The organism is Streptomyces sp. NPDC059256, assembly GCF_042753785.1.
Lineage (GTDB): Bacteria > Actinomycetota > Actinomycetes > Streptomycetales > Streptomycetaceae > Streptomyces.
Map to the genome: position 1 here is coordinate 700879 of NZ_JBHYZO010000003.1, position 13858 is coordinate 714736.

The window sequence follows — 13858 nt, forward strand, 5'->3', positions numbered from 1 at the left end:
TTCACCGCCATGCGACGACACACCATCGCCCTGTCCGCACTCATCGCCCTGGCCGCCCTGAGCACGACCCTCACCCCCTCGGGGCCGGCACTGGCCGCGACGCGACTGGGGGAGTGCCCCACGGGCGCGCTCTGTCTGTGGGAGCGGTCCGGCTTCGGCGGAGCCCGGCATCTGTACGAGCTCTCCGGCACCGACATCGAGAGCTGCATCCCGCTGCGCGCCGGGGTCACCGCACAGTCGCTCGCCAACCGCACCGGGCGGCCCGTCACCACCTACCAGTCCGCCGAGTGCCAGGAGACGGGCGAGTTCGAGACCTATCCCGGCTCCGGGACCTGGTCGCCCCAGTCGCCCTACCGGGTCCGGGCGTTCAAGATCTGGGAGAGCTGAGGGCCGGTCCGCGGCCCGGCGCGGCGGGAGGGCCCGTCAACCGGCACGAGGGCGGCGGAACCTCATCGGAGGTTCCGCCGCCCTCGTGTTCACACCGCTGTGGGCGTCAGGCGTCGCCGCCCGCAGGGCCGGGGTCGGCCGCCGCCACGTCGAGCAGCTGATAGCGGTCCACGGCCTGCTTCAGTACCGAGCGGTCCACCTTGCCCTCGCGCGCCAACTCGGTCAGCACGCCCAGCACGATCGACTGCGCGTCGATGTGGAAGTAGCGGCGGGCCGCACCACGGGTGTCCGCGAAGCCGAAGCCGTCCGCACCCAGCGAGGCGTAGGTACCGGGCACCCAGCGGGAGATCTGGTCGGGTACCGAGCGCATCCAGTCGGAGACCGCCACGAACGGACCCTCGACGCCGGAGAATTTGCGCGTGACGTACGGAACGCGCTGCTCCTCCTCGGGGTGCAGCAGGTTGTACTCCTCCACCGACACGGCCTCGCGGCGCAGCTCGTTCCAGGACGTCGCCGACCAGACGTCGGCGCGCACGTTCCAGTCCGTCGCCAGGATCTGCTGGGCCTCGACGGCCCACGGCACGGCCACACCGGACGCCAGGATCTGCGCCGGGATCTGCCCCTGCTCGGCGCTCTTGTAGCGGTAGACGCCCTTGAGGATGCCGTCCACGTCGACGTTCTCCGGCTCGGCCGGGTGCTGGATCGGCTCGTTGTAGACGGTCAGGTAGTAGAAGACGTCCTCGTTCTCCTCGGGCGTCCCTCCGTACATCCGCCGCAGACCGTCCTTGACGATGTGGGCCATCTCGAACCCGAACGCCGGGTCGTACGCCACACAGCCGGGGTTGGTCGAAGCCAGCAGCTGCGAATGGCCGTCCGCGTGCTGAAGGCCCTCGCCGGTCAGCGTCGTGCGGCCCGCGGTCGCGCCCAGTACGAAACCGCGCGCCAACTGGTCCGCCATCTGCCAGAACTGGTCACCGGTGCGCTGGAAACCGAACATCGAGTAGAAGACGTACACCGGGATCAGCGGCTCGCCATGGGTGGCGTACGCGGAACCGGCGGCGATCAGCGAGGCCGTGCAGCCCGCCTCGGAGATGCCGTCGTGCAGCATCTGGCCGGTCGGCGACTCCTTGTAGGCGAGCAGCAGCTCGCGGTCCACGGACTCGTACTGCTGGCCCAGCGGGTTGTAGATCTTCGCGCTCGGGAAGAACGAGTCCATCCCGAAGGTGCGGTACTCGTCGGGCGCGATCAGCACGAACCGCTTGCCGATCTCCTTGTCCCGCATCAGGTCCTTCAGCAGCCGGACGAACGCCATGGTGGTGGCGATCGACTGCTGCCCCGAGCCCTTGCGGACGGCCGCGTAGGTCTTGTCCTCGGGCAGCACCAGGGGCTTCGCCCGCACGACACGGGTCGGCACATAGCCGCCCAGCGCCTTGCGGCGGTCGTGCATGTACTGGATCTCCTCCGAGTCGCGACCCGGGTGGTAGTACGGCGGCAGGCCGTCTTCCAGCTGGGAGTCCGCGATCGGGATGTGCAGCCGGTCCCGGAAGCCCTTGAGGTCGTCGACCGTGAGCTTCTTCATCTGGTGGGTGGCGTTGCGGCCCTCGAAGTTCGGGCCGAGGGTCCAGCCCTTGACCGTCTGGGCGAGGATCACGGTCGGCTGGCCCTTGTGGGCCTTGGCCGCCGCGAACGCCGCGAACACCTTGCGGTGGTCGTGACCACCGCGACCGAGGTGCAGGATCTGCTCGTCGGACATGTTCTCGACCATGGCGCGCAGCCGCTGGTCCCCACCGAAGAAGTGCTCGCGGATGTACGCGCCGGTCTCGGTGGCGTACGTCTGGAACTGGCCGTCGGGGGTGGTGTTCAACTTGTTCACCAGCAGGCCGTCGCGGTCCTGCGCCAGCAGCGGGTCCCAGGAGCGGTCCCAGACCAGCTTGATCACGTTCCAGCCGGCGCCGCGGAACTGCGACTCCAGCTCCTGGATGATCTTGCCGTTGCCGCGTACCGGACCATCCAGCCGCTGGAGGTTGCAGTTGACGACGAAGGTGAGGTTGTCCAGGCCCTCACGGGAGGCGATGGAGAGCTGACCGAGCGACTCGGGCTCGTCCATCTCGCCGTCACCGAGGAACGCCCACACATGCGACTTCGAGGTGTCCGCGACGCCCCGGGCCTGCATGTAGCGGTTCATCCGGGCCTGGTAGATCGCGCCCAGGGGGCCGAGGCCCATCGAGACCGTCGGGAACTCCCAGAAGTCCGGCATCAGCCGCGGGTGCGGGTAGCTGGAGAGCCCGTTCGGATACTTCGACTTCTCCTGGCGGAAGGCGTCGAGCTGGGTCTCGCTCAGCCGGTCGAGCAGAAAGGCGCGGGCGTAGATGCCGGGCGAGGCATGGCCCTGGAAGAAGATCTGGTCGCCGCCGTCGCCCTCGTCCTTGCCCCGGAAGAAGTGGTTGAAGCCGACGTCGTAGAGCGAGGCGGAGGACGCGAAGGTGGCGATGTGGCCGCCGACGCCGATCCCGGGACGCTGGGCGCGGGAGACCATCACCGCGGCGTTCCAGCGGGTCGCGTTGAGGACCTTGCGCTCGACCTCCTCGTTGCCGGGGAAGAACGGCTCGTCCTTGGTGGCGATGGTGTTCACATAGTCCGTGCTGCGCATCTCGGGCACGGCCACCCGCTTCTCACGGGCGCGCTCGATGAGGCGGAGCATCAGATAGCGGGCCCGTTCCCGGCCTCGCTCGTCGACGGCGGCGTCGAGTGAGTCCAGCCATTCCTGGGTCTCTTCGGGATCGAAGTCCGGAACCTGACTGGGAAGGCCGCCAATGATGATCGGGTTGCGATCTGATCCGGAAGCCACGCTGATCCTTCACTGTTCGGGGTGGTGAGCCGAGTTTTCTGGCAGAGTTTGCAGAGATCGTGGGGCGCTGCCGTACCGCCTCCATCGTGTACCGCGGGACGGGAAACGTCATCTCTACTGAGAGGTAACCCATGATCTCGCCGACGTCCCGCCCTGATCGGGTCCTGCTCACCAGGTGGGCTAGGTAGGGTCAAATCGCAACCTTACGCCCATCCCGGTATCGCGTTCAGTTCGGGTGTTCGGTTCCGAGGGTGATAGCAGAGGGACGTAAGGTGGCAAAGGCGACCGAAGAGTGTCGCGTGCCCGACAGGCTTCGTTGGGACGTGTGTGGAGTTGCGTCGAGACGGGCGCAAACGTCACCGTTTCGGCGGTCTGAACGGCCGGGTACTTGCGCGATCCGCCCGGCGCGTGTGGACTACGGCCAACGCCACGCGTACGCGCGAGGCCGCAGCATCTACCGAACATGATCAGGAGGCAAGCCGTGAGCGCGACCGCGGACCACGCGGAGGAGCGGACCAACCCAGCAGCAAGGCTGGGGTTCGAGCCCGGACAGGTGGTCCAGGAGATCGGCTACGACGAGGACGCCGACCAGGATCTCCGTGAAGGCATCGAGTCCGTGATCGGCCAGGACCTCGTGGACGAGGAGTACGACGACGTCGCAGACGCAGTCGTCCTCTGGTTCCGCGATGAGGACGGCGACCTGACGGACACGCTGGTGGACTCCATCAGCCTGCTCGACGAAGGCGGCCTGATCTGGCTCCTTACGCCGAAGACGGGCCGGGAGGGCTACGTGGAGCCCAGCGACATCAGCGATGCCGCGCAGACTGCCGGTCTCTCGCAGACCAAGAGCATCAGTGTGGCCAAGGACTGGTCCGGCAGCCGGCTGGTGGCACCCAAGGCGAAGCGCTGAGGAGCCCCTAAGCAGGCCCGGGCCAGGCACCGGGCACACCCTGAGCGCATCGGCACCAACTACCGGTAGGCCCCCTTTGACCCAGGTCAAAGGGGGCCTACCGGTGTCTAGGGGGTTCTTGGTACGCGCCTAGAGTGGACCCGTCACCCAAACGGGCTCAGCGAAGGGAACCACCCATCATGGCGATCGACGTCGGCACCGAGGCACCCGCATTCGAGCTGAAGGACAACCACGGGCGCACGGTGAGGCTCGCCGACTTCCGCGGCGAGAAGAACGTGGTGCTCCTCTTCTACCCCTTCGCCTTCACCGGTGTGTGCACGGGCGAGCTGTGCGCGCTCCGCGACGAGCTCCCGGCGTTCGTCAACGACGACACCCAGCTGCTCGCCGTCTCCAACGACTCGATCCACACCCTGCGCGTCTTCGCCGAGCAGGAGGGACTGGAGTACCCGCTGCTGTCCGACTTCTGGCCGCACGGCGAGGTGTCCAGGGCGTACGGGGTCTTCGACGAGGAGAAGGGCTGCGCCGTGCGCGGCACCTTCATCATCGACAAGGAGGGCGTCGTCCGCTGGAGCGTCGTGAACGCCCTGCCGGACGCCCGCGACCTGAACGAGTACACCAAGGCCCTCGCGGCCATCTGAGACCGCCCGAGCGCCCCGTACCGCCCCGTCGTGCGGACACACCACGAGCGGGCAGCGGTTCGGGGCCGGAGCGCCCGTACGGGCCGGGCGGCGGTGTGCCCCCGCCCCCGGCTGGGACGCCCTCCGTCCGCTCTCCCCGCGTGCCGCTGCGAGGCCCCAGCGGCGCTCCAGGGCCGCGCTGGTGTCGCCGACGCATTCAGGACAGCGACCACCGCCCGGTCTGGCCGCCCAACCAGCATCCAACCGGGATGCAACGGGCGACCTCCCGAGTCAAACCCTGTCTTGCGCGGGAACCGGTCACTAGGATCGGATCGTTGATCCGACACGAACGCACGACGGGGGCGCTGCCCCTGGAAACCAATGGAGGGACTCGTGGGAGTCAGCCTCAGCAAGGGCGGCAACGTCTCGCTGACCAAGGCCGCGCCCGGCCTCACCGCCGTCACGGTGGGCCTGGGCTGGGACATCCGTACCACCACCGGCACGGACTTCGACCTGGATGCCAGCGCCCTGCTGACGAACGCCGAGGGCAAGGTCACCAGCGACGGCAACTTCGTCTTCTTCAACAACCTCAAGAGCGCCGACGGCTCCGTCGAGCACACCGGGGACAACCTCACGGGTGAGGGCGAGGGCGACGACGAGCAGATCAAGATCCATCTGGCGTCGGTCCCGGCCGACGTCGACAAGATCGTCTTCCCGGTCTCGATCTATGAGGCCGAGAGCCGGCAGCAGTCGTTCGGACAGGTGCGCAACGCGTTCATCCGCGTGGTCAACCAGGCGGACAACAACGAACTGGCTCGCTACGACCTGAGCGAGGATGCCTCGACCGAGACCGCCATGGTCTTCGGCGAGCTCTACCGCAACGGCGCGGAGTGGAAGTTCCGGGCCATCGGCCAGGGTTACGCCTCCGGTCTGCGCGGCATCGCGCAGGACTTCGGCGTCAACGTCTGAGCAGCTCGCATTCCGTCCGGCGCCGCACTGAACAGTGCGGCGCCGGACGTGCCTGTTCCCACGGGCATGGCGCGGTGTGATCAGGGCATGTCTGTGCCAGTGGGTCCGGTCCGCTTCGGCGCCGGTTCCGCATGCGTGCGCAGTCGTCCCCTCGTACACCCGTGATGGCGATGCGGGTGCTGCACCCCCACGAGAACGGGGGTGGGGCGGCCGTGCGAGCGCAGCGCGGGCGAGGGCGCCGACGTCGGACGGGGGGCGGGGTCATGGCGTCACCCGACGCCGAAGTAACGGGGTGGCGTGCCCGTGCAAGCACGCCGAGGGTGGGTTCCGGGGCGAACGGCGCCGGACAGCCACAACGATCGACTGGGGAGGATCACATCATGGGCGTCACGCTCGCCAAGGGAGGCAACGTCTCCCTCTCCAAGGCCGCACCCAATCTCACGCATGTGCTGGTGGGACTGGGCTGGGACGCGCGCTCCACCACCGGAGCCGACTTCGACCTCGACGCGAGCGCACTGCTCTGCGGCAACGGTCGCGTCCTGGGCGACGACTACTTCGTCTTCTACAACAACCTGAAGAGTCCCGAGGGTTCCGTCGAGCACACCGGTGACAACCTCACGGGCGTCGGCGTCGGCGACGACGAGTCCCTGATCGTGGACCTCACCAAGGTGCCGCAGACGGTCGACAAGATCGTCTTTCCGGTCTCCATCCACGACGCGGACAATCGCGGCCAGTCGTTCGGCCAGGTGAGCAATGCCTTCATCCGCGTGGTCAACCAGGCGGACGGCCAGGAGTTGGCGCGTTACGACCTGAGTGAGGACGCTTCGACCGAGACCGCGATGATCTTCGGTGAGCTGTACCGGTATGGCGTGGAGTGGAAGTTCCGCGCCGTCGGCCAGGGGTACGCGTCGGGACTGCGGGGCATCGCTCTAGACTTCGGGGTCAATGTTTCGTAAAGCTCCGCACGTTGCGCGGAGAACTGTCCTCGGTGTGTGGGCGTTACTCCCCCGGGCCTGGCCCGGGGGCACCCCCACCTAAACGATTGGGTGCCAGTGGTTCTGAAAACCTTCGGCTGGTCGTTCGCGGTTACCGCGCTCGGCTTGGTCGCAGCGGTGCTCTACGGAGGATGGACCGCGTTCGGGATCGTGGCGATCCTGTCCATCCTTGAAATCTCGCTATCGTTCGACAACGCGGTCGTCAACGCCGGCATCCTGAAGAAGATGAATGCCTTCTGGCAGAAGATCTTCCTCACGATCGGCATTCTCATCGCCGTATTCGGTATGCGGCTGGTGTTCCCCGTCGTCATCGTCGCTGTCAGTGCTCAGCTCGGCCCCATCGAGGCGGTCGAACTGGCACTCAACGACAAGGACAAGTACGAGGAACTGGTGACCGACGCCCATCCGTCGATCGCCGCCTTCGGTGGCATGTTCCTCCTGATGATCTTCCTCAACTTCATCTTCGAGGACCGGGAGATCAAGTGGCTGGCCTGGCTGGAGCGCCCGCTCGCCAAGCTCGGCAAGGTCGAGGCCCTCTCGGTCTGCATCGCCTTGATCGTTTTGATGATCAGCGCCATGACCTTCGCCGTCAACGCCCATCAGCATGGCGGTGGCCATGCGAACAAGGCTGAGACGGTTCTCCTCTCCGGTGTCGCCGGTCTGATCACTTATCTGATCGTCGCCGGTCTCTCCAGCTTCTTCGAGAACAAGCTCGAAGAGGAGGAGGAACGCGAACACGAGGAGGAGGAGAAGGCCCGCAAGAGCGGGAAGAAGGTCACCGCCGTCGCCGTCGGTGGCAAGGCCGCCTTCTTCATGTTCATGTACCTGGAGGTCCTGGACGCGTCGTTCTCCTTCGACGGAGTCATCGGCGCGTTCGCCATCACCAATGACATCGTGCTGATGGCCCTCGGTCTCGGCATCGGCGCCATGTACGTCCGATCGCTCACCGTCTACCTGGTGCGCCAGGGAACGCTCGACGAGTACGTGTACCTGGAGCACGGCGCCCACTACGCGATCGGCGCGCTGGCGATCATCCTGCTGATCACCATCCAGTACCAGATCCACGAACTGATCACCGGTCTCGTCGGTGTCGCCCTGATCGGCTGGTCCTTCGTGTCGTCGCTGCGACGGAATCGAGAGGTCGCCGCTCAGGAAGCCCTGAGCGAAAAGGCCGAGTCACGCTCCTGATCGGGGGTGTGACCGTCGACGAATTGCGGAACGCTTCTCGCGGGGCGGTTACGAGGCACGTGCCTCGTAGCCGCCCCGTACCGTGCGCGGGAGCGGGGCCGGGCGCGCTCGGCCAAGGCGCCGGGGAGATGTGTCGGGCGGGTCCAACGAAAGGACTAGGGGCGGGACATGGCCTTCTGGGACAACCTGTGGCAGGGCAGGTCGACGCAGTTCGACTCCGGCAATGCCGCGACGAACTCCATCTCACTCAACCGGCGCCGTCCCTCGGTGTCGCTCACCAAACAGGGAGCGGCCAGCGGCCATCTGCGGGTCAACCTCTCCTGGCGGATGCGGACGTCCGACATCGAGGGCAGGCAGCAGAACAGCCTGCTGCGCCACCCCTTCAAGCTCTTCAAGCCCGAGGTGGTCCAGGCCCACACCCAGGGCATGGTCAACGTCGACCTCGACCTCGGCTGTCTCTACGAGTTGGCCGACGGCAGCAAGGGCGTGGTCCAGCCGCTGGGGAACTTCTTCGGTTCCACCAATGAGGCGCCGTACGTCAAACTCAGCGGTGACGACCGGTTCGGCTCCGGTTCCGGCGAGACCATCTACGTCAACCTCGACCATCACGCAGAGATCAAACGACTGCTGTTCTTCGTCTACATCTACGACCAGACCCCGGCCTTCGACCGTACGCACGCCCAGGTGACCCTTTACCCGAGCAGTGGCCCCCGGGTCGAGATCGAACTCGACGAACGCGCGCCCGAGGCCCGTTCCTGTGCCGTGTTCTCCGTCGACAACACCAAGGGCGAACTGGTCGTACGCCGTGAGGTGAAGTTCGTCTACGGCTTCCAGGCAGAGCTGGACCGACTGTACGGCTGGGGCCTCCAGTGGGGCCGCGGGTACAAGTCGCGGGTCTGAACCGACCCGCACCCGTGCCGGCCGGAGGTTCAGGGGCGAGCGAACTGCGGGCCCATCGGCGGCAGCCGGAAGTCCGGGTCCGGCACCAGGGCCGGCTGAGGGTAGCCGTACCCCTGCTGCTGCCCCGGGCGGGCCGCCCCGGACTGCGGATAGCCCTGGGCGGGGTCCGCGGTCGGCCGGGTCGGTACCGCGGGGGCGCCCGCCATGGCCGCGGTCTCCCCGACGTCGGCCGAATCGTTCCCGGAGCCTTCGCCGTCGTCCACCGAAATGCCGAAGTCGGTCGCCAGCCCCACCAGACCGGTCGGATAGCCCTGTCCCACGGCCCGGAACTTCCAACCGTCACCGCGGCGGTACAACTCGCCGCAAATGATGGCGGTCTCCGCACCCGTCTCGGGTTGCACATCGAAGACCGCCAGCGGCTCGGAGTCGGTGAGAGCCGCGTCGTACAGCAGTATCCGCAGATCACGCACGTGCTGGAAGGTGTCGCCGTCGGAGGAGGCGGCCAGTACCACCTGGTCGACGGAGGGCTCCAGCGCGGAGAGATCGGCCTCCACGGTGTCGGTGAGATGGTCGGCGACGCGCTTCTTCGACAGCCTGCGCACCAGCCCGGAGGGGTGGCGCGGCTGGTTGTAGAAGACGAAGTCCTCGTCGGAGCGCACCCGGGCGTCGGGGCCGAGCAACAGGGCGGAGGCGTCCACATCCGGTACGCCGACACCCGGTGTCCAGCGCAGCACGGCGCGTACGGCCGTCGCATCGAGGGGGACGTTCGAGCCCTTCAGCATCGCGTGCGTCATGTCGGTCATCCTGCCTTCTCAGGGGCCGCCCGGACAACGCGGGAGCACGGCCCACCGCGCGGAAGTAGCAGTTCCGGGCGGTGGGGTGCTCGCTGCGCGCGGCGAGCACCATCCGGATGGACACTCGAACGGGGCCTTCCGAGCGATCGGCGCGGGAGACTCGTACGGTAGTCCGGCGCAGCGCCGGATGCAGTGGTACGGAAAGACACATGCATGGTGCATGTGGGATACCTGGAATTCATGGACCCGGGGACCTCTTGAGCCACTTTCGTACGTACTATTACCGGCCATGCCAGTCAGGTGAGCCGCCAAGCAGTACGGGGGAGTTTCATGCGTCATTTCGGGCAGCTTTCGCTCGCAGTGCGTGAGCGTCTGTTCCATCAGGAGCCGTGCGATTTCACCGCCGACTCCTCCGCCCGTACGCTCGCGGTGGCCTTGGGCGCCACGCTCTACAGCCCGGCCACCCGTCCCAAACTCGCTGACGACATCCACAAGCAGGTGGCGCGCGGAGTGGTCTCCATGGTGCTCTGCCTGGAGGATTCCATTGACGACTCCGAGGTGACGGACGCCGAGGAGAATCTCGTCCACCACTTCGCCGACCTCCATGCGCGCGGTGATGAACTGCCCCTGCTCTTCATCCGAGTGCGTGAGCCGCGGCAGATCCCTGACCTGGCCACCCGGCTGGGGGAATCCATCGGGTTGCTGTCGGGATTCGTGCTGCCCAAATTCACCGAGGAGCGGGGCGTCCCCTTCCTGGAGGCGCTCGCTGCGGCCGAGGCCGCGACCGGGCGGCGACTCTTCGCGATGCCCGTTCTGGAATCCCCCGAACTGCTCCATCTGGAGTCCCGGGGGGAGACGCTCGCGGGCATCTCCCGCACCGTCGACAAATACCGCGACCGCGTGCTGGCACTACGGCTCGGCGTCACCGATTTCTGCTCCGCCTACGGTCTGCGCCGCAGCCCCGATATGACGGCGTACGACGTCAAGATCGTGGCCTCGGTCATCGCGGACGTGGTGAATGTCCTCGGCCGCGCCGACGGTACGGGATACACGGTGACCGGTCCGGTGTGGGAGTACTTCCGGGTCCAGGAGCGCATGTTCAAACCGCAACTCAGGCGCAGCCCCTTTATGGAAGGCCGCGCAGATGAGCTGCGTACCGCTCTTATTCGGCATGATCTCGATGGACTTCTGCGCGAGATCGAACTCGACCGGGCCAATGGTCTGACGGGCAAGACCTGTATCCACCCCTCGCACGTGGTCCCCGTACACGCGCTCTCCGTGGTCAGCCACGAGGAATTCAGCGATGCCCGGGACATCCTGCGCCCCGAAAGGGAGGGCGGCGGCGTGCTGCGCTCCGCCTACACGAACAAGATGAACGAGGTGAAGCCCCACCGCGCGTGGGCGGAACGGACCCTGCTGCGGGCCGAGGTCTTCGGCGTGGCCAGGGAGGACATCGGTTTCGTGGAGCTGCTGACGGCCGGACACTCGGCTTGAGGGCCGTCGACACGACGACCTGCCCTGCCTGCCCTGTCGGGAGCCTGGCCCCAGCCCGTCCACCGGGGCCGTAGCCGTAGCCTGCATGGGGCCATACATCCGCACAGATCGCGACGACAGCGAAGGCTGGGATGACAGGGAAGCCCGGAAACACTGCGAATGCCGCTCGGACCGCGCAGAGCGCGACGACGGCGAGCACCAGAGGGAGAGAGACGGTCGACGTGGAGTGGTCGGGATCATGGGTCGCCCAGCGCCTCGGCGTGAGGCTCGAAGGTGATCCACAACTGCCCGCCCTGTTGGGGATGGCCCTGCGCCGCAACCCCAAACGGGCCCATCTGCTGGTGTCGAACGTGTTGGGCAAGCACGTGCCCCAGTCGCCCGCAGTCGTCCACGGGGCCGGATACGACCTCGGAGTACGGGTCCGGGCCCTGCTGGGGGACGAGGAATCGTCCCGCGCGGTCGTCCTCGGCTATGCGGAGACGGCGACGGCCCTCGGCCACTCGGTGGCCGACGGCGTGGCCCTCGCCCCCTATCTGCACTCCACCCGCCGCCCCGTCGCAGGGGTGGCACGGGCGGGTGGATTCGAGGAGTCCCACTCCCACGCCACCTCGCACCTCCTGCTGCCCGAGGACCCGCAGCTGCTCGCGGGCGAGGGTCCGCTGGTGCTGGTGGACGACGAGTTCTCCACCGGCAACACCGTGCTGAACACCATCCGCGCACTCCACGAGCGCTATCCCAGGGACCGCTATGTGGTGGTGGCGCTGGTGGATCTGCGCTCGCTCGCCGACCAGGGGCGGTTGGCGGCCCTGTCAGCCGAGCTCGACGCCCGGATCGACCTGGTGACATTGGCGAAGGGCACGGTGGGGCTGCCGGCCGACGTCCTGGCCAAGGGGCAGGCGCTGGTGGCCGAACACACAGCACCCACCGACCGTGAGGCAACACCCACCGACCCCAGGGCAGCGACCGAGGGCGCTGGAGCTGCCACCCGAGTGGACCTCGACTGGCCCCCGGGCCTCCCCGACGGCGGACGCCACGGCTTCACACCCGAGCACCGCGCACGCCTGGAGAAGGCCCTGCCCGCGATGGCCGGGACCATCGCCGCCGCCCTCGGCCTGGAATCCGCGACACCGGACTCCATACCCACAGGACCGGCCGCTGCCTCCCACCCTCACCCCTCAGCCTCCGACGCCCCCCGGCGGGTGCTCGTGCTCGGCTTCGAGGAGCTGATGTACGCACCCCTGCGCCTGGGCACCGCCCTGGAACGGCTCACCACCGCCGAGGTGCGTTTCTCCACCACCACCCGGTCACCGGTGCTCGCCGTCGACGACCCGGGCTACGCGATCCGCACCGCGCTCGCCTTCCCCGCCCACGACGACCCCGCAGACGGCCCGGGCGACCGCTACGCCTACAACGTGGCAGGTGCCGGCTTCGACGCCGTCGTCGCCGTCGTGGACTCCACCGCCGACACCCCTGCACTCCACGCCCCGGGCGGCCTCCTCGACCGGCTCGCCGCCCATACCCCCCGGGTGCTCCTCGCGGTCCTCCCCAGCCACCGACCCGAAGGGGCAGCCATGGCGCCCACGCCCTCCACCTCGGCCCTGGCCGAGCCCCTGCGCGGCCCCGCCTTCTCCTCGTACGCCGCAGAGGACGTCGGCTGGCTGCTCCAGGACCTCTCCGACGTACAGCTCGAAGCGCCCACGGAGGAGCGCGAGGAGGCGATCCAGCACGGCGGCGCCCACTACGCCGAGTCGCTGCCCGTCGAGTACCAGCCGTCGGCCGACTACCAGCAGCTCTTCCACAACGCCCTGGAGACCTCGGCCGCCCGCATCGCGCAGGCCGTCGGGGTCGTCACCGAGACCGTGCTCGCCGAGCGGGCCGCCGTGACGGACCGTCCCGTACTGGTCTCCCTGGCCCGGGCCGGCACGCCGGTCGGGGTACTGATGCGCCGCTGGGCCCAGTGGCGGCACGGCATCGACCTGCCGCACTACGCCGTCTCCATCGTCCGGGGGCGCGGCATCGACGCCAATGCCCTGCGCTGGCTCGCCGACCGTCATGACCCGGCCTCGGTGGTGTTCGTCGACGGCTGGACCGGGAAGGGCGCGATCACCCGTGAACTGGCCGCCGCGATCGCACGCTTCGACGGCTTCAACCCGGAGATCGCCGTACTCGCCGACCCCGGTGGGTGCGTCCGCACCTACGGCACCCGCGAGGACTTCCTCATCCCGTCGGCCTGTCTGAACTCGACCGTCTCCGGACTCATATCCCGTACGGTCCTGCGGTCCGACCTGGTCGGCGCCGACGACTACCACGGCGCCAAGTTCTACCGTGAGTTGGCGGATGCCGATCTCTCCCAACACTTCCTCGACACCATCGCCGCCCGCTTCGACGAGGTGACGGGCCCCGTGGACGCCGAGGTGAAGGAGTTGCTGGCGATGGACCGCGCGCCCACCTGGGAAGGCTGGGCGGCCGTCGAGCGGATCAGCGAGGAGTACGGCATCCACGATGTGAACCTGGTGAAACCGGGCGTCGGCGAAACCACCCGTGTGCTGCTGCGGCGCGTCCCCTGGAAGATCCTCGCCCGCGCTGGTGCCGGCGCCGACCTCGATCACATACGGCTCCTCGCCGACCAGCGCGGCGTACCCGTCGAGGAGGTCGACGACCTCCCCTACAGCTGTGTGGGGCTCATCCACCCCCAGTACACGCGCGGTGCGACCGGTGCCGACGGCAAGGCGGTGACGTCCCCGTGAGCACATCCC

Annotated in this window: 11 protein-coding genes; 9 read left to right on the forward strand and 2 right to left on the reverse strand. The window is 67.9% G+C overall.

The genetic code is table 11. The annotated features are described in order from the left end of the window. Positions 1 to 9: 9 nt before the first annotated feature. Positions 10 to 387, forward strand: a complete 378-nt coding sequence (locus ACFXJL_RS10985; RefSeq protein WP_384691160.1) for a peptidase inhibitor family I36 protein — start codon at positions 10 to 12, stop codon at positions 385 to 387. Positions 388 to 493: 106 nt separating this feature from the next. On the opposite strand, the gene aceE is transcribed toward ACFXJL_RS10985, so the two are convergent. Continuing rightward, a complete protein-coding gene (gene aceE / locus ACFXJL_RS10990) occupies positions 494 to 3235 on the reverse strand; it encodes a pyruvate dehydrogenase (acetyl-transferring), homodimeric type (RefSeq protein WP_358881155.1) in 2742 nt (913 codons plus the stop codon). A 481-nt stretch (positions 3236 to 3716) separates the two neighbouring features. Here aceE and ACFXJL_RS10995 point away from each other — a divergent pair, with 481 nt between their 5' ends. From ACFXJL_RS10995 to ACFXJL_RS11020, 6 genes are all read left to right on the forward strand, one after another. Beyond that, on the forward strand, positions 3717 to 4145 hold the full coding sequence (locus ACFXJL_RS10995) for a DUF3052 domain-containing protein (protein ID WP_329018191.1): 429 nt from the start codon (positions 3717 to 3719) through the stop codon (positions 4143 to 4145). A gap of 179 nt (positions 4146 to 4324) precedes the next feature. After that, positions 4325 to 4783, forward strand: coding sequence for a peroxiredoxin (locus ACFXJL_RS11000; RefSeq protein WP_329018188.1), 459 nt, complete (start codon positions 4325 to 4327; stop codon positions 4781 to 4783). A 372-nt stretch (positions 4784 to 5155) separates the two neighbouring features. After that, on the forward strand, positions 5156 to 5731 hold the full coding sequence (locus tag ACFXJL_RS11005; RefSeq protein ID WP_329018185.1) for a TerD family protein: 576 nt from the start codon (positions 5156 to 5158) through the stop codon (positions 5729 to 5731). A 380-nt stretch (positions 5732 to 6111) separates the two neighbouring features. Continuing rightward, positions 6112 to 6687, forward strand: coding sequence for a TerD family protein (locus tag ACFXJL_RS11010; RefSeq protein WP_384691165.1), 576 nt, complete (start codon positions 6112 to 6114; stop codon positions 6685 to 6687). A 96-nt stretch (positions 6688 to 6783) separates the two neighbouring features. Next, positions 6784 to 7914 (forward strand): DUF475 domain-containing protein, encoded by a 1131-nt coding sequence (locus ACFXJL_RS11015; RefSeq protein ID WP_358881153.1) that lies wholly within the window; start codon positions 6784 to 6786, stop codon positions 7912 to 7914. A 168-nt stretch (positions 7915 to 8082) separates the two neighbouring features. Beyond that, the gene (locus tag ACFXJL_RS11020; protein WP_358882200.1) at positions 8083 to 8814 is read left to right on the forward strand and encodes a Tellurium resistance; all 732 of its coding nucleotides are present in this window, start codon (positions 8083 to 8085) and stop codon (positions 8812 to 8814) included. A 29-nt stretch (positions 8815 to 8843) separates the two neighbouring features. Here ACFXJL_RS11020 and ACFXJL_RS11025 read toward each other — a convergent pair whose 3' ends face one another. Continuing rightward, the gene (locus tag ACFXJL_RS11025) at positions 8844 to 9608 is read right to left on the reverse strand and encodes a TerD family protein (protein WP_384691386.1); all 765 of its coding nucleotides are present in this window, start codon (positions 9606 to 9608) and stop codon (positions 8844 to 8846) included. Between the two features lie 330 nt (positions 9609 to 9938). Here ACFXJL_RS11025 and ACFXJL_RS11030 point away from each other — a divergent pair, with 330 nt between their 5' ends. Both ACFXJL_RS11030 and ACFXJL_RS11035 read left to right on the forward strand, forming a co-directional pair. Beyond that, on the forward strand, positions 9939 to 11102 hold the full coding sequence (locus tag ACFXJL_RS11030; RefSeq protein WP_384691168.1) for an HpcH/HpaI aldolase/citrate lyase family protein: 1164 nt from the start codon (positions 9939 to 9941) through the stop codon (positions 11100 to 11102). A gap of 221 nt (positions 11103 to 11323) precedes the next feature. Beyond that, positions 11324 to 13849, forward strand: a complete 2526-nt coding sequence (locus ACFXJL_RS11035) for a phosphoribosyltransferase (protein WP_384691171.1) — start codon at positions 11324 to 11326, stop codon at positions 13847 to 13849. Positions 13850 to 13858 lie beyond the last annotated feature (9 nt).

Excerpts from the sequence above, each read along its gene's own strand:
- ACFXJL_RS11025 (WP_384691386.1), bottom strand. The coding sequence starts at position 9,608 with ATGACGCACGCGATGCTGAAGGGCTCGAACGTCCCCCTCGATGCGACG.
- ACFXJL_RS10985 (WP_384691160.1), top strand. The coding sequence starts at position 10 with ATGCGACGACACACCATCGCCCTGTCCGCACTCATCGCCCTGGCCGCC.
- ACFXJL_RS11020 (WP_358882200.1), top strand. The coding sequence starts at position 8,083 with ATGGCCTTCTGGGACAACCTGTGGCAGGGCAGGTCGACGCAGTTCGAC.
- ACFXJL_RS11000 (WP_329018188.1), top strand. The coding sequence starts at position 4,325 with ATGGCGATCGACGTCGGCACCGAGGCACCCGCATTCGAGCTGAAGGAC.
- ACFXJL_RS11030 (WP_384691168.1), top strand. The coding sequence starts at position 9,939 with ATGCGTCATTTCGGGCAGCTTTCGCTCGCAGTGCGTGAGCGTCTGTTC.
- ACFXJL_RS11010 (WP_384691165.1), top strand. The coding sequence starts at position 6,112 with ATGGGCGTCACGCTCGCCAAGGGAGGCAACGTCTCCCTCTCCAAGGCC.